Origin of the sequence: Anaeromyxobacter sp. K, from assembly GCF_000020805.1 — a bacterium.
Taxonomy (GTDB): Bacteria; Myxococcota; Myxococcia; order Myxococcales; family Anaeromyxobacteraceae; genus Anaeromyxobacter; species Anaeromyxobacter dehalogenans.
In genome coordinates this window covers 1176122-1194376 of record NC_011145.1, presented here as the reverse complement: position 1 = coordinate 1194376, position 18255 = coordinate 1176122, and the positions used below count along the sequence as shown (strand labels likewise).

Genomic DNA, 18255 nt, shown 5'->3' with positions numbered 1-18255 from the left:
CATGACGATCCTCACGCCCACGGAGGCCCGGGCCTTCCTCGTCGGCCACCACCTGCTCCGCGCGCCGGAGCTCCCGCCCGGCCCGGCCGGCGTCCGCGCGCTCCTCCAGCGGCTGCGGTGCATCCAGCTCGACCCGCTCGATCCGCTGGGCACGAACGCGGACCTGGTGGCGCTCGCGCGCGTGGACGGCATCGCGAAGGGAGACGTGTACCGGCACCTCCTGCCCGGCCACGCGTTCGAGCACTTCGCGAAGGAGCGGTGCCTCCTCCCCGCCGACGCCTTCCCCTGGTACCGCGACGAGCTCGCCATCGAGGCGCCCTGGTGGTCTCACGCCGAGCGGCTGCGGCGGCTGCCGCCGGGCGTGGTGGAGAAGGTGCTCGAGGAGGTGCGGGCGCGCGGCCCGGTGGCCGCGGACGATCTCTCCGACCACGGGCCGGTGGAGCGGCTCGACTGGAGCGGCTGGAAGGGCACGCCGCGGGCCGCGAAGATGGCGCTCGAGGTCCTGCAGACGCGCTGCGAGGTGGTGGTGTGCGGGCGCTCCCCGCGGGGCAAGGTCTACGACGTCCCGGAGCGCGCCCTGCCCGGCGCCGCCGGGGCGCGCGTCCACCCGCGCGGCCGGTCGCGGGCGCGGCGCGCCGAGGCGTTCCACCGCTGGGCCGTGGTCGAGCGGGTGGAGGCCGCCGGCCTGCTCTCCACCGCGGGCGGCTCGACCTGGTCGATGCTGGAGCCGGCGCGTCGCGCGCGGATCCCGGAGGCGCTCGTGGCCGAGGGCGCGGTGGAGGCGGTGCAGGTCGCCGGCTCGCGGCGAACCTTCCTCGCGCCGCGCGGCTTCGCCGGCCGCCGTCACCCGCCGCCCGACGGCCGCGTCCGGCTGCTCGGCCCGCTCGACCCGCTGCTCTGGGACCGCGGCCTCGTCCGCGCCGCGTTCGGCTTCGACTACACCTGGGAGGTCTACCGCCCCGCGCACCTGCGGCGCTTCGGCTGGTACGTGTGCCCGCTGCTCCAGGGCGACGCGCTGGTGGGCCGGCTCGACGGCGCGCTGAGGGACGGCGTGCTCCGCGTCCGCGCGGTGTGGGTGGAACCCGGCGCCACCCTCGACCGCGCCGACCTCCTCGCCTGCCTGGAGCGGCACGCGGCCGCGTGCGGCGCCCGGCGCGTGGCCCTGCCGCGCAGGTTCCGGATCAACCGAGCGTGAGCGGCCGGCTCACGCCGTCCTCGCCGGCGCCCGCTCGTACCGGATCCGCGCCGGACGCTCGACGAACCCGAGCCGCAGGTTGATGCCGAGCATCGGGTTCGTGTCCGCGTTGGACGTGCGCACCACCGGAGGCCGTCCCGAGGCGGTGCGCAGCGTGCGCGCCCACGCCAGCGAGGCGACCTTGAGCGCGGTCGCGAGGCCGTGGCGCCGGTGCGAGCGGGCCACGCCGGTGAACCCGGTGTAGAGGATGGCGTCGCTGGCCTGGCTCGCCCAGAGCTGCGTCATGCCGACCACCTCCTCGCCGTCGAGCGCGACCCCGTGCGCCTCGGGCAGGAGGTCGGGGTTCTCGTGGTACGCGCGCCGCCAGACCTCGAACGGATCGCACACGGCGTCGGCCGCGCCGGGGACGTCGCGGAGGACCGCCGCGTGCAGCGCGTGGAGCCCGCGGAGGAGCCGCTCGTCGCGCGCGCCGCCCGGGCCGAGCGCGCGCAGCACGATCCCGGCGGCCTGGGCCCGCCGCGCGGCGTCGCCGAGGCGGGCCGGGTCGAAGGCCGCGAGGTCCAGCTCGGAGCTGGCGGTGCGCAGGACCGGCCGGAACGCGCGCCGCTCGAGGAACGCCATCGCCTCGGGACGGTCCTCGGTGGTCTCGCAGCCCATCACGCACGGCGTGCCCGCGGGCAGGTCCTCGAGCACGCGGCCGAGCAGCGCCGTCCCGAGCCCGCGGCGACGATGCGCCGGGTCCACCTCCAACGTGAAGAAGCGGTGCGGCTCGGCGGAGGTCGTCCGGAGGCGCCACCGCTCCGCGACCGCCGCGAGCCGGGACGGATCCCCCGGGTCGAGCACGGCCACGCGCTCGAAGGCGGCCCCGGGCTCGCGCTCGGCGTCGGAGCGCACGAGCCACGCGGCGCACGTGGGCGACTCCGGCCACACCCGGTTGCGCAGCGCCGCGAGCGCCTCGTACGTGGCGGAGCTCCGCGGGAGCTGGAGGATGGCGGCCGCGAGCAACGGGTCACGCCTCCCCGCGCTGCCGGCGCAGCCAGCGGCGGAGGGGACCGAGCCGCCCGCTCGCCGGCGGCTTCGCGCCGCCCGGGCCGTCCTGCGCTCCGCGGAGGAACGCGAGGACGTGCTCCGGCCGCAGCCACACGCGCGTGCCGGCCGCGAGCGGCCCCGGCACGAACGGCTGGTTCTCGAGCGCCCCGCCCCACCAGCCGTCCCCGCGCACCACGTCGAGCAGGACCCACATGAACTCGGTCCGCCGGGTGATCTCGCCGTGCGGGCCCGCGGCCAGGAACGCGAACGGCGCCTTCACGAGGTCGCCGGGCTCGGGCGTGGACGGCAACGCCTCGACCTCGCGGCCCACCTCGCCTGGCAGGAGCAGCGTCCAGCCCTCCGCCTCGAGGGTGGCCGCGCGCTCGCGCACGTCCGGCTCCGGCGGCGGCCGCGCGGCGCCCGGGGCGCACTGCGCGGACCAGGCGTGGACCACGGCGGGAGCGACGCCGAGCTCCTGCGCCCTCGTGAGCAGGTGCGACCCGTCCAGCAGCATGAGGTGCGGCCGCTGCCTGCCGCGGCCGAGGTGGACGTGCACCTCGAGGCCGAGCGTGGGCGGGAGGACGTGCGACTGGTTCGCGATCGTGCCGCGGAAGCCGGGGTGGTCGGTGGGGCCTTCGTCGTCGAACGCCCGGCGGTACGCCTCGAAGTCGCCCCGCGCGATCTTCACCCAGAAGCCCCAGGAGTACGGCGCCTCGCGCCCGCGGACGGGGATGGGCGCCACGCAGCGGATGAAGAACGCCTCGCCGTCGATCGAGACGAGGTCGTCCGACTCGCGGACCCGCGCGGCCCGCTCCTCCTGCGGGACGGCGAACACCGCGTCCGGCCGCCGGAACCCCGGCTCCAGCTCGTCGTGCTCCTCGCCGCACTCGGCGCAGCGCCCCCGCTCCATGTCCACCTCCGCGCGCGCGGCGCCGCCGGACGCCCGATGCGGCCAATCTAGCCCAGGCGCCCCTCACGCTCCGCGAAACCTGGAGTGCGCCCCCGAGAAGGCGGCCGCGGGGGCGCCCCCTCCCTCGCGTGCGGCGACACGGATCGAACGGGCGTCCCCGAGAAGCCGGGGCCCCCCGGCGCTCGGGGCGGGTGTAGACAGGGCTCGAGGAGGCTCCCATGACGCTCTCCGTCGATCGTGCCCGCGAGTTCCTCGCGACCCGCCGCATCGCCGTCGCGGGCGTGTCCCGCGACGAGAAGGACTTCAGCCGCTACCTGTTCGGCGAGCTCGTCGCCCGCGGGTACGACGCCGTGCCGGTGAACCCGGCGCTTGCCGAGGTCGACGGGCGCCGCGCCTTCGCGTCCCTCGCCGACATCGAGCCGCCGGTCGAGGCCGCGCTGATCCTCACCCCGCGCTCCGCGACCGAGGGCGTGGTCGCCGACGCCCTGCGCGCCGGCATCCGGCGAATCTGGCTGCACCGCGGGGCCGGCGCCGGGTCGGCGACTGCCGGCGCGCTCGCCCTGTGCCGCGCCAGCGGCGTCGAGCCGGTGCACGACCTCTGCCCGTTCATGGTGCTGACCGGCACCGCGTTCCCGCACCGGTTCCACGGGTTCTTCCGGCGCCACCTCGCGCACGAGCACCCGGCGCCGCAGGCCTGAGGTCCCGGGCTCCCGGTCCTTGACTCCGAGCGAACCTTTTTCTTACCGTGCGTGCACACGCCCGCGGCGGCGTGCCGCGGCCGCGCGGCAGGCGCCGAGGGCGCACGCATCCCGCCCCGCGCTCCGGAGCCGCGCCCATGCCCATCCCGTCGGTGAAGCGAACCTCGACCGTTCTCCGGCTCGCCCTCTCGCTCGCCGCTGCGGCGCTCACCGCCGGCTGCGGCGGCTCGGGCGCTGGGGGAACGGCGCCGACGCCGACGATCGAGTGGGCCCGCGTCTCCACTCGCGGCTCCCATACCGTGGCGATCGCGAAGGACGGGACGCTGTGGGCGTGGGGGATCAACGACGCCGGGCAGATCGGCGACGGCACGCGGGTCGATCGCGCCACGCCGGTCCGGGTCGGCGCCGGCTTCGCGCGCGCGGCCGCTGGCACCGGGTACACGCTGGCCGTGAAGGCGGACGGGACGCTCTGGGCCTGGGGCGACAATGCATCCGGCCAGCTCGGCGACGGCACGACCACTCCGCGCGCTGCGCCCGTGCAGATCGGGGCGGGGTTCGCGGAGGTGGCCGCGAGCCGGAACTGGCTGGAGCCGGTGTCGCTCGCCGTGAAGACGGATGGGACGCTGTGGGCCTGGGGGAGCAACCGCCAGGGCCTCGTCGGCGACGGCTCCGGGCTGGACCAGCACGCGCCCGTGCAGATCGGGACGGGCTTCACCCGGGTCGCGGTCGGCGACTGGCACGCTGCGGCGGTGAAGGCGGACGGCTCGGCCTGGACCTGGGGCTCGAACGCATCCGGACAGCTCGGCGACGGGACCATCGCGAGCACGCCGCGCCCGACGCCGGCGCAGGTGCTCCCGGCGGAGGTGATGGAGATCGCTGCGGGCGGTGCGCACACGGTGGCCTTGAGGTCGGACGGCTCGATCATGGTCTGGGGGACGAACCGCGACGGCCAGCTCGGGGACGGCACCACGACCGGACGGAGGTCGCCGGTGCTGCTGGGGGGCGGGGGCTTCGTCCAGATCGCCGCGGCCGCCAACCACACCGCCGCGCTGAAGGCCGACGGGACGCTCTGGACCTGCGGCGCGAACGAGTCCGGTCAGCTCGGGGACGGCACGTTCGCGAGCCGCAGCTGGCTCACCCGCGTCGGCTCGGGCTTCGCGCAGGTCGCGGTGGGCTCCCGCCACATGGCCGCCATCGCCGCGGACGGCTCGCGCTGGGCGTGGGGGAACGATGACTTCGGCCAGGCTGGCGACGGGAGCTGGAGCCGGAGCGCCGTCCCGGCGCAGGTCGGCAGCGGCTTCGCCCGCGTGGCCGCCGGCCTCGGGCACAGCCTAGGCGTGAAGGCCGACGGGACGCTCTGGGCGTGGGGCCTCAACGACATGGGACAGGTCGGGGACGGCACCGACGCCCCGCAGCGCGGCGCACCGGTCCGGATCGGCGAGGCGTTCGCCCAGGTCGCGGCCGGGTACCAGCACTCGCTGGCCGTCGCGGCGGACGGGACGCTGTGGAGCTGGGGGAGCAACTCCTCCGGACAGCTCGGCGACCCGTCCGTCGCGTCCCGGCACACGCCCGCTCAGATCGGCTCCGGGTTCGTCCGCGTCGCGGCGGGCCGGTGGCACTCGGCGGGCGTGAAGGCGGACGGAACGCTCTGGATCTGGGGCGGCGACGTCGGGGGCACCTACGACACGCCGACGCAGGTGGGGAGCGGCTTCCTCGAGGTGGCCGCAGGCCACGAGCACACGGTCGCGCTCGCGGAGGACGGGACGCTCTGGACCTGGGGCAACAACGGCCTGGGCCAGCTCTGCGATGGGACGTTCGATCAGCGGATCGCGCCGGTGCAGGTCGGCACCGGCTTCGTCCACGTGGCGGCGGGCGCCTACCACACCGTGGCGCTGGAGGCCGACGGAACGCTGTGGGCCTGCGGTGAGAACGGCGCCGGGCAGCTGGGCGACGGGACCACCACCTCCAGCGCGGCCCTGCTCGGCGTCGGCACCGGCTTCGCCGCCGTCTCCGCGGGGGAGCTCCACACCGTGGCCGTCAAGGCGGACGGGACCCTCTGGTCGTGGGGCTCCGGCAGCCTGGGCGAGCTCGGCGGCGGCGCGTTCGACTGGCGCCCGGAGCCGACGCAGATCGGGAGCGGCGCGGCGCAGGTGGCAGCCGGCGGCGCGCATACGCTGGTGGTCAAGGCCGACGGGACGCTGTGGGCGGTCGGCCAGAGCGCGTTCGGCCAGCTGGGCGACGGCACGGTGAGCACGCTGGTGCCGGTGCGCGTGGGCCCCTGAGCCGCGGGCGCGGAGCTCGCGCAGACGCGAAGAGGCCGGCGAACCCCGGGGGGGAGGGACGCCGGCCAGGCCGCTCGATGTGGATCCGCCACCGCGGGCGACGCCCCTCAACGGTGCGTCCGGGTACGGCCTGCGTCCACGCCAGCGAAGGGTTGCGGTCGGATGCCGCCCACCCGTTCGCGCCGGACGCTCACCCGCCCCGCCACCAGCTCCACTTCACGAGGAACGTGTCCACCGCCCGGCCGCGGAACAGATCGGGCGAGCCCAGGCCGCTCGGCACGTCGCCGTCGCGCGCGGGCAGCTCGCTCTGCGAGCGCGTGTAGACGGCGTACAGCGTCGAGCCGAGGCGATACTCCCACCGGATCACGGCGTTCAGGTTCACCGTCGCGTCGTGCGAGGCGGGATCGCCCGCGTAGGCGACCGGCGCGAGGTCGGCCCAGGACAGGCGGCGGCGGCCGTTCACCGAGGCGCCGTAGAACGTGTCGCCCCAGCGGATGGCGGAGCTGAACGCCTGCGCGTACAGCTGGGCGCTGAGCCGCGGGGTGAAGACGAGCTGCTGGCGGAGCGTCACCGACACGAACCGCGGATCCTGCACGCCGAACACCGCGGTGCCGTCGGGGAGCGTCTCCAGCCAGCGCGGCCCCTGCGGCTTGTGCTCGTACCCCGCCTCGAGCTTCGTCTCGAGGCGCGGGTGCGGCCGCCAGCTCCCGGTGAGCGAGCTGGACCAGCCGCTCGCGGGGCCGAACGGGCCCTCGTCCATGGTGCGGAAGTAGACGACGTCGAGCTTGCCCTGCAGCTCGCGGTGCGGATCCGAGGCCAGGCTCGCGGTGACGTACCAGTGGCCGGTGCGCTCGAACGCGATGCCCGATCGCGCGATCTCGCGCGTGTCCCACTGCGGGTGCTCCACGTTGAGGCGAACCTGCAGCTCCTGGTAGCCGGGGAGCTGGAGCTTCGACGAGGTCCACCAGTTGAGGCTCCGCGCCATCTTCCCGTCGGCGTCCCAGTTCACGTCGAGCGTGGTGTCCGCCTTGAACGAGTGGAACGGGCCGAACCCGTTGGGCCGGACGTAGCGGCCGACCAGATCCACCCACTGGAAGTCGGACAGCGGCTGGTACCCGACGTCGTTCAGATCGAGCTTCGCGTCCTCGTAGAGGTACTGCACCTCGAAGCGCCACGGCTCGCCGCCGAGCTTGCCCCAGCGCATGTGACCGCCGAACCCGAGGTCTCCCGCCCGCAGCACCGTCCCGTCGCGGAGCGTGCGCCCGCCGTCGGGTCCGCCGACCGCCTGCGACACCTCCACCTGCGCGAAGCCGCCCCACTCGCCCGGCACGGTGAGATCCAGCCCGAGCGCGTTCGAGCCGCGCGAGTCGCACCCGGCCGCACGGTAGTCCGCGTCGGTCGCGAACTCGTGGCGCCGGCAGCGCGGCTCGAGCGGCGTCGCGGCGGTGAACATGGCGCCCGCGGTCGCTCCACCCCCGAGCCGCTGCCGGCCCACCGCGGCGAAGTAGTTGGTGCTGACCGGGTGCGCGGAGGGCAGCGCGTTCTCCGGGCCGAACCGGAACGGCTGCCGCAGGCGGAAGCGCCAGCTGCGGTCCGGATCCTGCTCCACCGGCGCGAGCGCGGCGGGATCCGGGTTCCCGTAGCCGAGCGGCACGAGCGCCGCGTTCCCGGCACCCATCACCACCGAGTCGAGCACGCCCATCTCGAGCCCGCGGCGCGCGCTGCCGGTGACCTTGACGGCGCCGAGGATGGGGGCGTCGAGGCCGATCCGGCGCGAGTAGAACAGCTGCTGCTGCACGCCGTACTCGCTGCCCACCGGCTCGAACACGTCGAGCCCCTCCATGAAGAACGGCCGCTTCTCCGGGAAGAACGGCTCCGAGTTCTGGAGGTTCTGGATGACCTCGTCGCTCTCGACCTGGCCGAAGTCGGGGTTGATCGCGCCGGTGAGCGTCAGCCCCGAGCCGAGCGGCGACTTCAGGTCGAGCCCGACGTCCACCAGCGGGTCCACCAGCCGCGGCCTGGGCCGGGCCGGGTCGGAGTACTGCGGCCGGACCGTGGCGCGCGCGGCGACGTACGGCAGGAGCTCGAGGCCGCGCGGCGGGTCGAGCGCCGAGAGCCCCTCGAGCCGGCCGAACCGCGAGACCACCAGGTTGCCCGGGTTGAGCGGGTTCGCCTCCCGGGGCATCAGCACCGAGCCGAACACCTGGTGCGTCCGCGGCACGTGCCGGCGCACCACGAACCCCCACTGCTGCTCGGGCGCCGAGGAGAAGCGGAGCTGCCGGAGCGGGATGGCGAGCTCGACCGACCAGCCGCGCGCGTCGCCGGCGACCGCCGCGTCCCAGACCGCATCCCAGCTGTCGGTGGTGTTCACGTCCGCGTAGACGAGCTGGTCGCGGAGCACGCCCGCGGCGTTCACCGTGAAGACATAGGCGGTGCGCCCGCCCCCGCCCGAGTCGATCGCGACCTCCACCCGGTCCGCGGTGGTGTCGGTGTCGCGGCGCGCGAGCTGGCGCACGATGGCGCGGGGCTGCGGGTCGAAGCAGACCACGCCGACGTACAGCATGGCGTCGTCGTACAGGACCCGGACCTCGGTGCGGAAGCTCGCGGGCAGCCCGGGGCTCGGGAAGCTCTCCACGAACCGCGAGTACGCCGGCGCGGCGGCCCACTCCTCCTCGTCGAGGCGGCCGTCCAGGGAGATGGGCCGCGGGGTCCGCGCCGCCACGACGGCGTCCCCGGTCGGCGCGTCCTCCGGCGCCGCGGCGGCGGCCGAGGCGGCGAGCAGGCAGGTGATGGCGACGGCGAAAGGCTTCAAGACGGGTCCTCTGTGCTCCCCTCCGTTGGGAGGGCTCGACCGGGCGTCCGTGACAGGGGCGCGGTGCGGCGCCCGCCGCCCTGGCGCGCGGCCCCGTCGACGGAGGGCGGACCGATCGCCCGGACCCGCTCGCGGGATGCTCGCCGATGCGGTGTGGACGCCGGGGCGAGGACGCGGCGGTCGCGCTCCTCCCGAAGCACGCCGCGACGCGTCCGGTCGCCTGCCTCGAGCTCGAGGTCGGGGTCGCCCGCCGGCGGTCCTCACATCGCTCGCCACGGCCGGCGCGCAGATCCTGGAACCGCACCCGCGGCTCCTCCCGATGGGATCGCTGGCGTGCGGGCAGCCGGGATCAGCCGGCGGACCGGCCGGGCGCCGGCAGCGCGCTCACGGTGCGGCGCCGGTGGCCACCCGGTACATGAACTCGACCCACCGGGTCGCGACCATGGTGGCCCCGGCGGCGTTGAGATGGGCGTCATGCCCGCCGTCGGCGCTCCAGTCGTGGGCCAGCGCGGGCACGCCTCCCAGCGTGAACGGGTTGCCCTGCGCGTCGTGCGACTCGTGGTACGCGAGGTCGAACACGCGCCCGGTGCCTCCGTACTTCTCGCGGATGTGGTTGCTCAGGGCCTCACGCTGCGTGTTGCCGTCGATGTCGGTCACGTCCGGCATGAGCGGCACGGTCCAGTAGATGATCTTCCCCGGATATGCGGCCTCGAGGGCATCCATGGTGGCCTGGTACTGGGCCCATGTGTCGGAGACGTCCTGCGCCGTCCAGATGTCGGTGAAGCAGAACTTGAAGCCGAAGTAGTCCAGGGCGCCCCCGAAGCGCGTGCGGACCTGCGCGTCGAAGTCCAGGACCTTCCCGACCGGCTGCCCGTTCACGCCGATCGCCGTGTCGGCCACCGCGCCCACCGGTACCGCTGCCGCGCTGGCAGGGTGATACGCGATCGTGACCCCGCTGCCCGGGTTGGCGTCCAGGAGCCCGTCGAGCCCGCCGGTCCCGTTCCCGTACAGGATGTTGTTGCCGACGCTCTGGTGGGCGAGGAGCTGCCGCTTCGACGCGAGCGCCTGGAGCTTCTGCGCCAGCGTGGGATCCGTCGGCGGGGACGCCTGGATGGTGTAGGTGGCTGCGCGCACCGCGCTGGGCGCGAACCCGTCCGCGGTGGCGATGGCCCGGAGGGTGGCGGTGGCCTGGATCGTCACGGGGCTGGCGCACGCAGCGGACGCCGCCGTCGGCAGCGTCCCGTCCAGCGTGCAGCGCACCGTGGCGCCCGGGGTGGCGCTGGACACCGTCACCTGCTGCGCCGAGGCGTAGGTGCCTCCGGGCGGTGAGAACGTGGGCGCCGACGCCGCCGGCACCGCCGCCTCGATCGTGTACGTCGCGCTCGCGGCCGCGCTGGGCGCGAACCCGTCGGCGGTGGCGATGGCCCGGAGGGTGGCGGTGGCCGGGATGTTCACGGGGCTGGCGCACGCCGGCGTCGCCGCCGTCGGCGGCGTCCCGTCCAGCGTGCAGCGCACCGTGGCTCCAGCGGTGGCGCTGGACACCGTCACCTGCTGCGCCGACGTGTACGTCCCGCCGGGCGGTGAGAACGTCGGCGGCGAGGCCTCCACCGGCGCCGGCGTCTCGATGGTGTACGTCGCGCTCGCGGCCGCGCTGGGCGCGAACCCGTCCGCGGTGGCGATGGCCCGGAGGGTGGCGGTGGCCGGGATGTTCACGGGGCTGGCGCACGCCGGCGTCGCCGCCGTCGGCGGCGTCCCGTCCAGCGTGCAGCGCACCGTGGCTCCAGCGGTGGCGCTGGACACCGTCACCTGCTGCGCCGAGGCGTACGTTCCACCGGGTGGTGAGAACGTCGGCGCGGCGGCGATGGGCGCCGCCGCCGCGATGGTGTAGGTCGCGCTCGCGACGCCGCTGTCCGTGTACCCGGGCGCGATAGAGACCGCGCGCACCGTGGTGGTCTCCGCCACCTCCAGCGACGTGCACGCGGGCGACGCCGCCGTGGGCGCGCTGCCGTCCACCGTGCAGCGCACGGTGGCGCCCGGCGTGGCGCTCGCCACCGTCACCTGCTGCGCGGAGGCGTAGGTCCCGCCGGGTGGCGAGAAGGCGGGCATCCCCGCCTGCAGCACCTGCGGAGGCGATTCCGACGAGCCGCCCGAGCCGGCGCAGGCCAGCGCGGCGAGCAGCACCATCCACGAGCTCCGTTGCATGGAATGCGATCCCCCTGAGTGCGTCCGCGGCGTGCGGCCCAAGGCCCATACCAGACCCCGGCGCACGGTGGCTCGCCTCCGCGGGGGCAGGCGGCGCGGGGGGCGACCCTCGGCGTCCCCTCGGCGGGGCACCGCGGGGGACGCCGTTGCGCGCCCGCACGGTGCGTGCTTTCCTCGGCGCCCCGTCATCGAGCGCACGCCGCCGGCGACGGGCCGTGTGCCCCGGAGGTCGCTCGTGACCGACACCTCGCCGGACCCCCGTCCCGAAGCGCCGCTGCTCCGGCCGATCGGCGTCATCCGCTCCGCCCTCACCACCCGCGGCGACGCGCCGAAGCAGGGGGCGGAGGGCGCGCCGGACGCGTGGCTGGAGGTGTACCCGTGGGCCGCCGACGGCCTGGACGGGATCGCCGCCGGCGATTCGCTCCTGGTCGTCACGTGGCTGCACCTCGGGGATCGCTCGGTGCTCCGCGTCCACCCGCGCGGCGATGCACGCAGCCCGCTCACGGGCGTGTTCGCCACCCGGTCGCCGGATCGTCCCAACCCGCTCGGCCTGCACCCGGTGACGGTCCGGTCCGTGGAACGCCACCGGCTGCGCATCGGTCCCATCGAGGCGATCGACGGCACGCCGGTGGTGGACCTGAAGCCGGCGCTTCGATAGCCGCGGCGCGGCCGCTGCTCCCGGCGCCCGCAGCCCCGCCTCAGATCGACAGGATCCCCGGCCAGCGCCGCGCCCAGTCCCGCGCGCGCACGCGCCGCTGCCAGGCGGGATCGGCGCGATCCACGCGGGTGGAGCCGGCCAGGAGCGCCTGCACCCGCGCCTCGAACGCGCCGGCGACGGCCTCGTCCTGGACCACGAGCAGCAGCTCGTCCTCCCAGTAGCTCGCGGTGACGTCCAGGTTGGCGCTCCCCACCGCGCAGGCGCGCCCGTCGGCGATCATCGCCTTCGCGTGCACGTGGGGGTGGACCAGCCCGAGCTCCGGCGACCAGCCCGGCACGTCGCGCACGCCGAGCAGCCGGGCCTCGGCCCCCGCCGCCACCAGCGTGTCGATGCGCGAGTGGACCAGCCAGGTGGCCGCGGTGCGCGCGGTCGCCCAGGGGCCTTCGAACGGCTCGTCGCCGTGCGTGGGCGTGACCTCGCCGAGGAGCACCTGCACCTGCACGCCGCGGCGCAGCGCGCGAGAGAGCGCGTGCTCCAGCTCGAGCAGCAGCGGGAACCCGTTCACCGCGACCAGCCGGTGGCGCGCGCTCTCGACGAGCGCCAGGTAGGCCTCGAGCGTGCTCGCGTCCCGCAGGCCCTGGTGCACCACCACCCGCACCCGCTCCGCCCCGGCCACGCCGGGTGCCGCCACCTCGAACGGCGCGCCGCCCGCGCCGGTCCACGCCTCCAGGAAGGCGCGCTCCACCGCGGCGACCGCCGGCCCGCGCACCCGCGCCCCGCCGTCCAGCCAGGGCACCTCTCGCCACGGCGTCCGCGGCCCGACCCGGACCTCGTCGAACCCGGTGTAGTACTCGTGCGCGAGGTTCCGTCCGCCCACCAGCGCCACCGCCCCGTCGGCCACCACCAGCTTGCGGTGGTCGCGCCGCTTCAGGTCCTCCACGCTCGGGACCGCCGCCACCGGCCGCGAGACCCGCACCTCGACGCCTGGCTTCGTCGCGAGGCGCGCGAGGAGCGGGTTCTCCAGGCCGAAGGAGCCGTGCAGGCCGTGCAGGGAGTCCACCAGCACCCGCACCTTCACGCCGCGGCGCCCGGCGCCGGCGAGCGCGGCCTCGACCCGCCGGCCGGCGGCGTCGTCGGTGGCCAGGTAGACCTGGAGGTGGAGCGTCCGGCGCGCGCCGCGGATCGCCTGGAGCAGCCAGCGGCGGGCGGTGGCGTTGTCGAGCTCCAGCTCGACGTGGTTTCCCTCGATGGCGGGCGCGGCCGTGGCCGCGTCGAGCCGCGCGTCGAGCGTGTCGGGACGGGGCGCGAGCGGCGGCGCTCGCCAGGCCCGCCCGGCGAGCTGGCGCGCCTCCAGCGCCTCGAACCCGATCGCGGCGGGAGGGTGCGGTCCGCGGTGCACGATCGCCGCGACCGGGAACCCGGCCGCGCGCAGGCGGCCGCCCACCCGCGCCAGGCGCACGGCGTCGTGTGCCTCGCTCACGTCGGCCGCCTCGCCCTCGTCCAGCACCGCGCTCGCGTCCACCACGCGCGCGGCGAGCCCGGCGGCGCGCAGCCGCTCGCGCAGCAGGTGGCAGCTCCGCGTCGGGCGCAGGCGCACCGCGAGCGGCTCGGCGCCGTCCAGGCGGGCGAGGGCGGCGAGGTCCTCCGGGTCCAGCTCGGCGTCGAACGGCAGGAGCGGCCGCGCGCCCGGGCGGATCACCGCGACCTGCCGCTCCACCGCGACGACCGGGTCGAGGCCCTCGGCGTCGCGCGCGCGGAACACGCCCAGCGAGCCGGCGGCGAGCCCCGCCGGCAGCTCCGCCTCGCCGCCGCGCGTGCGCACGCGGGCGACGACGGCCCCGGCCGACACCAGCGCCAGCTCCTGGTCCTCGACCGGCGGGTTGCGCCCGAGGCCGTAGGCGTGGCCGACGCGCAGACGGACGGGGCCGCCGCCATCCACCAGATCCGGCACGTCGAGCGGCCGCCGCAGGCCGGTCCGGATCGGCGCGGCCGGCGGCAGCACCAGCAGCGGCGCCGGCCACGGTGCTCCGAGCAGGAGCGCCCCGGGGAAGCGGGAGAGGACCACGGCGTCCAGCCGGCGCTCGCGCGCGACGGTCTCGAGCGTCCGCCACGTCCCCGCGCCGAAGCCGCCGGCCAGCTCGACCCGCGCGCGGATGCCGGCGACCTGCAGCGCGGCGGCGAGCTCGCCCCGCGACGGCGCCGCGAGCGACAGGAGCGTGACGCGCTGGGAGGGATCCCCGTGATCCCGCAGGAAGCCCGCCAGCGCCGCACGGGCGCGCTCGCCGGGCGCCACGCAGAGCAGCTCCCGCGCCGGCCCGCTGGCCTGCGCGGCGGCGGCGGCGGCGGCGGCCGGCACCCACGCGACCGCGACCGACCGAAGGCGGCGCAGCTCGGACAGGGCGGCGCCGCCCGCCGCCGGGAGCGGCCCCGCGACGACCAGGTCCACCTCGCGGTCGCCGGCGAGCGCCGCCAGCGCCGCGGGATCGAGGTCCGGCACCGCGCCCACCGCCAGCCGAGGCGCGAGCGGCGCCGCGTCCTGCCGCAGCCGGTCGAGCCAGGCGGCCCCCGCGGCGCCCGCCGGGACCGGCGCGGCCACCCCGGGCAGCCACGGGTGCGGGCGCGGCGGCGGACAGGCCACCACCCCCAGCGACTCCGCGTCCGGCGCGAGCGCGCGCACGGCGCCGAGGGTCGGGCCGGCGTCGGCGCCCTGCTCCACCAGCGCGAGCACGCGGCGGTACCTCATGCCTCCGCCTCCGGCAGCGACACGCGCTCCACCGAGCGGCCGTCGGCCGCGATCACGTGCGCCTCGACCGCGGCCAGGCTCCCGTCGTCCCGGAGCTCGTAGCTGTTGAAGCCGGCCCGGACGCGCGGGTGCGGGTGGTCGAGCGCGGCGCCGCTCGCGCCGATCACCTGGAGCGCGCCGGCGGCGGTGGGCAGCCGCCACCGCACCCGCGCGTGCAGGTGGCCGAACAGCACCAGCCCGCGGCCGAGGCGGCAGAGCACCGCCCGCAGCCGATCCGCGTCCACCAGCCCGTCGCGGAGCTGGAGCGCCCGGATCCGGCCGTCCACCGGCGGGTGGTGCAGCAGCACCACCGGCGTGCGCCTGGCCACCTCGGGGTGGGCGAGCACCGCCTCCAGCGCCTCGAGCTGCGCCTCGCCCAGGCGGCCGCTCGCCACGAACGGCGGGCGCGGCACCGCGCTCGAGAGCCCGATGATGGCCGCCGGGCCGCGGAGCTTCACGCAGGGGAAGGGGCCGGCCGCGAGGTCGCGGGCCAGGTCCGGCAGATCGCCGCGCAGGAACGCGCCGAAGTGGTGCGGGAAGCGGCGCCCGTCCTGGATGGACGCGAGGTAGACGTCGTGGTTCCCCGGCACGACCGTCACCTCGACCCGGCGCGCCATCGCGTCCAGCAGCGAGCGCGCCTCCTCCAGCTCGCGCTCCAGGGCGAGGTTGGTGACGTCGCCGGTCACCACCACGTGATCGGCGCGCGCCGCGGCCGCCGCGAGCACCGCCGCGAGGTACTCGCGCCGGTGCACGCGACCGCGCTGCCGGATCAGGTTGACGTACCCGGTGATGCGCTTGTTGAACAGGATGCGCCGCCACTCGGTCCCGCGGGGCGAGCGCACGTGCAGGTCGGAGAGGTGGGCGATCCGGAGCACCGGCACCAGCGTCCCTCGACGCGCCGCCCGCTTCCAGCGGGGGGTGGAGGGAAACGCCTGGGCTCGGCAGGGGGATGCGACGGGATGTGCAGTCCGCGCGCGCGGCGCCCCCCTGCACGGGGGCCCAGGCGTGGCGCGCGAAAGAGGGGGCTCGACTTTACCCAGGATAAAGTGTATTCACGCGGCTCCCCATCCCAACTCCAGGCGGGGACCGGGCGGTTTTTCATCGCCCGCGAACAATGAGAAGAAACGAGTCTACACAGTAATGGCTACCGGTACCGTGAAGTGGTTCAACGATGCGAAGGGCTTCGGCTTCATCACGCAGGACGGCGGCGGGGACGACGTGTTCTGCCACCACACTGCCATCCAGGCCGACGGCTTCCGCACGCTCGCCGAGGGGCAGAAGGTCGAGTTCGACGTGACGCGTGGCCCGAAGGGCCTGCAGGCGGCGAACGTCCGCGCGATCTGACCGCGCGATCCGTCGCTCCGTCGACGCGAGAAGCCCGGCCCTTCGGCCGGGCTTCTTCGTTTTCGTGCCCCCGCGATCACCGCCGCGACCGGCGCCGCGCCGCCGCGCGCCGCGCCTGCGTCGAGAGCGCGCGCCGGGACGCGGCGGCCTTGCCCTCGCGCTTCAGCGCGCGCTCCGAGGCGGCGCTCCGCCGGCGCGAGGGCGCGCGCGGCTTGCGCTTGCGCTGGCCGACCTCGTAGGCCGCCTCGGCCGAGCGGCGGGTCCGGCGCGACGCCTGGCCCTTCTTCGGCGGCTTCAGCGGGACGCCGGCGCGCCGCGCCTTCGAGAGCCCGATCGCGATGGCCTGCTTCGTGGACCGCGCCCCGTGCTTGCCGCGGCGCACGTGCTCGATCTCCTCGCGCACGAACTCGCCCGCCGCGGTGGTGGGCTTCTTCCCCTTGCGCAGGGCCGCCTTGGCCCGCCGCTCCGTCGCCTTCTCCGGCATCCGCGTCTCCTTCCGCGCGCGCGCGCTCAGGCGTGCTCGCCCGGCGACTCCGCCGGGAACCCGCGCACGCCGTGGGCCATCTCCTCGTCCACGTAGCACCACGCCCAGTCCGCCCCCGGCTCGAACGAGCGCACCACCGGGTGATCGGTCTCGTGGAAGTGCCGGGTGGCGTGCCGGTTCGGCGAGCTGTCGCAGCAGCCGACGTGGCCGCAGGTGAGGCAGAGCCGGAGCTGGACCCAGCGATCGCCGGACGCGAGGCACTCCTCGCAGCCCTGCGTCCGCGGTCGCACCGCCGCCCGCCGGCGCTCCACCGTCTCCAGGTGCTCGCACATGGCCCGCTCCTCTCCCGTCCCGCGCTCCTCACCGCCCGGAGACCAGCTCCGGGTTGCCCCCGACCACCCGCTTCGCCGCCTGGCCCGCGCGCAGCGCCCCACCCGGCGCGACGCCGTTCAGGGCCGCCAGCACGTCGGGCGGCGCGGTCGAGGGGAACTCGCGCGCGAAGTCGGCGAGCGACATGTCGCGCGGCACCTTCACGACGTCGATGCGCGCCGGCTGCACCGCGCGCGCGGCCGGATCGGTCACCGGCCCGAAGCTCGCGAGCACGCGCTGGAAGGTGTCCGCCGCGCCCTGGAGCCGCTCCGCCGGCGCGTACTCCACGATCTGCAGCGTGGTGCCGCCCGCCGGCACGAACGCGACCACGCCGCCCACGTTCCCCTGCTCGGTCGTGGCCTCGAACCAGCGCGCCGCGCCGCCGTGCGGGACGGCCGGGGCCGGCGCCTCCACCGCGCGGACGCCCTGCTGCGCGAAGAACTTCTGGACCGCCTCCTCCGGCGAGGCCTTCCCGGCCCCGGTGAGCTGGAGCGCGGCGTCCTGCTGCGGGCTGACCGCGACGAGCGCGGCGGCCGTGTTCTGCGCCTTCCACCCCTGCGGCAGCGTGAGCTGGAACCCGAGCTGCGGGTGGACGAAGGTGCTGCCCTTCAGGTAGCCCTGCCGCGGGTCCTCGCCGAACACCACGTCGTCCACCTTCGCCAGGTACTGATCGCGGTCCACCTCCATCCGGTCGGGGGCCTCGATCTTCGCGGCCCGCTTCGCCGCGGTCTCGGCGCGGTCGCCCGGATCCGGGTGCGTGGAGAGCCAGCCCGGCACCCGCCCGCCGCCCTCGCGCGCGGACACCGCCTCCAGGGTGCGGAAGACCGCCGCCATCTGTCGCGGGTCGTACCGCTGCTCGACCATGTAGCGGAAGCCGAGCGCGTCGGCCTGCCGCTCGTCGTCGCGCCCGAACTTGAGGAACAGGAGCTGCATCCCGGCCCCGGCGACCTGCCCGTACCGGCGCACGTCCTCGCTGACCACCATCCCCACGCCCAGGCCCACCTGCGCCAGCTGCGCCTTCGAGAGCTGCTCGACCGAGTGGCGCGCCGTGATGTGCCCGATCTCGTGGCCGAGCACCGCGGCCAGCTCCGCCTCCGAGGTCAGGTACGTGAGCAGGCCGCGGGTCACGAACACCGGCCCGCCCGGCAGCGCGAACGCGTTGACGGCCGGGTCGTCCACGACGGTGAAGCTCCAGGGGAGCTCCGGCCGCTCGGACCCCTTCGCGATGCGCATCCCGACCCGCTCCACGTAGGCCTGGAGCTCCGGATCGTCGTACCGCCCCATGGTCGCGCGGACCTGCTCGGCGGCCTGCTTGCCGAGCGCGATCTCCTGGTCCTTCGAGACGAGCGAGAGCTGCCGCTCGCCGGTGGCCGGGTTGCGGGCGCAGGCCGCGGCGAGGGCCAGCGCCGCCCAGGCGGCCCTCGCGCTGCGGCGTGGCCGCACGGCGATGACGCGCCGCATGGCGGTTCCCCTCCGCGAGGCCGCCGCCT

At 76.2% G+C, this 18255-nt stretch carries 14 protein-coding genes and 1 pseudogene; 5 read left to right on the top strand and 10 right to left on the bottom strand.

The annotated features are described in order from the left end of the window. Nucleotide 1: 1 nt before the first annotated feature. Entirely contained in the window at nt 2-1195 is a 1194-nt protein-coding gene (locus ANAEK_RS05260; protein WP_012525116.1) for a winged helix-turn-helix domain-containing protein, read from the top strand. 9 nt (nt 1196-1204) lie between these two features. Here the strand turns inward: ANAEK_RS05260 and ANAEK_RS05255 are convergent, their stop codons facing one another. Then, a complete protein-coding gene (locus ANAEK_RS05255) occupies nt 1205-2200 on the bottom strand; it encodes a GNAT family N-acetyltransferase (protein WP_012525115.1) in 996 nt (331 codons plus the stop codon). 4 nt (nt 2201-2204) lie between these two features. After that, nucleotides 2205-3134, bottom strand: a complete 930-nt coding sequence (locus ANAEK_RS05250) for a DUF2199 domain-containing protein (RefSeq protein WP_012525114.1) — start codon at nt 3132-3134, stop codon at nt 2205-2207. Between the two features lie 218 nt (nt 3135-3352). Here ANAEK_RS05250 and ANAEK_RS05245 point away from each other — a divergent pair, with 218 nt between their 5' ends. Together ANAEK_RS05245 and ANAEK_RS05240 are read left to right on the top strand one after the other, a co-directional pair. Then, entirely contained in the window at nt 3353-3832 is a 480-nt protein-coding gene (locus tag ANAEK_RS05245; RefSeq protein WP_012525113.1) for a CoA-binding protein, read from the top strand. A gap of 137 nt (nt 3833-3969) precedes the next feature. Further along, nucleotides 3970-6114, top strand: a complete 2145-nt coding sequence (locus ANAEK_RS05240) for an RCC1 domain-containing protein (RefSeq protein ID WP_012525112.1) — start codon at nt 3970-3972, stop codon at nt 6112-6114. A 190-nt stretch (nt 6115-6304) separates the two neighbouring features. On the opposite strand, the gene ANAEK_RS05235 is transcribed toward ANAEK_RS05240, so the two are convergent. The 3 genes and pseudogenes from ANAEK_RS05235 to ANAEK_RS23265 all read right to left on the bottom strand — a co-directional run. Next, on the bottom strand, nt 6305-8926 hold the full coding sequence (locus tag ANAEK_RS05235) for a carbohydrate binding family 9 domain-containing protein (protein WP_012525111.1): 2622 nt from the start codon (nt 8924-8926) through the stop codon (nt 6305-6307). 384 nt (nt 8927-9310) lie between these two features. Beyond that, nucleotides 9311-10060, bottom strand: coding sequence for a hypothetical protein (locus ANAEK_RS23270; protein WP_232288474.1), 750 nt, complete (start codon nt 10058-10060; stop codon nt 9311-9313). Between the two features lie 42 nt (nt 10061-10102). Beyond that, nucleotides 10103-11032 (bottom strand): annotated as a pseudogene (locus ANAEK_RS23265) (chitobiase/beta-hexosaminidase C-terminal domain-containing protein); the annotation flags it as partial. A gap of 331 nt (nt 11033-11363) precedes the next feature. Between ANAEK_RS23265 and tsaA the strand changes: the two are divergent. Then, the gene (gene tsaA, locus ANAEK_RS05225) at nt 11364-11786 is read left to right on the top strand and encodes a tRNA (N6-threonylcarbamoyladenosine(37)-N6)-methyltransferase TrmO (protein ID WP_012525109.1); all 423 of its coding nucleotides are present in this window, start codon (nt 11364-11366) and stop codon (nt 11784-11786) included. Between the two features lie 40 nt (nt 11787-11826). Here the strand turns inward: tsaA and ANAEK_RS05220 are convergent, their stop codons facing one another. Both ANAEK_RS05220 and ANAEK_RS05215 read right to left on the bottom strand, forming a co-directional pair. Next, nucleotides 11827-14529: a phosphatidylserine/phosphatidylglycerophosphate/cardiolipin synthase family protein gene (locus tag ANAEK_RS05220; protein WP_012525108.1), complete on the bottom strand. Its 2703-nt coding sequence runs from the start codon at nt 14527-14529 to the stop codon at nt 11827-11829. After that, nucleotides 14526-15443: a metallophosphoesterase gene (locus ANAEK_RS05215; protein ID WP_232288374.1), complete on the bottom strand. Its 918-nt coding sequence runs from the start codon at nt 15441-15443 to the stop codon at nt 14526-14528. The genes ANAEK_RS05220 and ANAEK_RS05215 overlap by 4 nt, the downstream gene beginning before the upstream one ends. 265 nt (nt 15444-15708) lie before the next feature. Between ANAEK_RS05215 and ANAEK_RS05210 the strand changes: the two genes are divergently transcribed. Continuing rightward, the gene (locus ANAEK_RS05210) at nt 15709-15912 is read left to right on the top strand and encodes a cold-shock protein (RefSeq protein WP_011420046.1); all 204 of its coding nucleotides are present in this window, start codon (nt 15709-15711) and stop codon (nt 15910-15912) included. Nucleotides 15913-15988: 76 nt separating this feature from the next. On the opposite strand, the gene ANAEK_RS05205 is transcribed toward ANAEK_RS05210, so the two are convergent. From ANAEK_RS05205 to ANAEK_RS05195, 3 genes are read right to left on the bottom strand one after another with little or no spacing between them, the layout of a single operon-like run. Then, on the bottom strand, nt 15989-16396 hold the full coding sequence (locus tag ANAEK_RS05205) for a hypothetical protein (protein ID WP_012525106.1): 408 nt from the start codon (nt 16394-16396) through the stop codon (nt 15989-15991). A gap of 26 nt (nt 16397-16422) precedes the next feature. Further along, a complete protein-coding gene (locus ANAEK_RS05200; protein WP_012525105.1) occupies nt 16423-16728 on the bottom strand; it encodes a ubiquitin carboxyl-terminal hydrolase 14 in 306 nt (101 codons plus the stop codon). A 28-nt stretch (nt 16729-16756) separates the two neighbouring features. Further along, entirely contained in the window at nt 16757-18226 is a 1470-nt protein-coding gene (locus ANAEK_RS05195) for a M48 family metalloprotease (protein WP_012525104.1), read from the bottom strand. Nucleotides 18227-18255 lie beyond the last annotated feature (29 nt).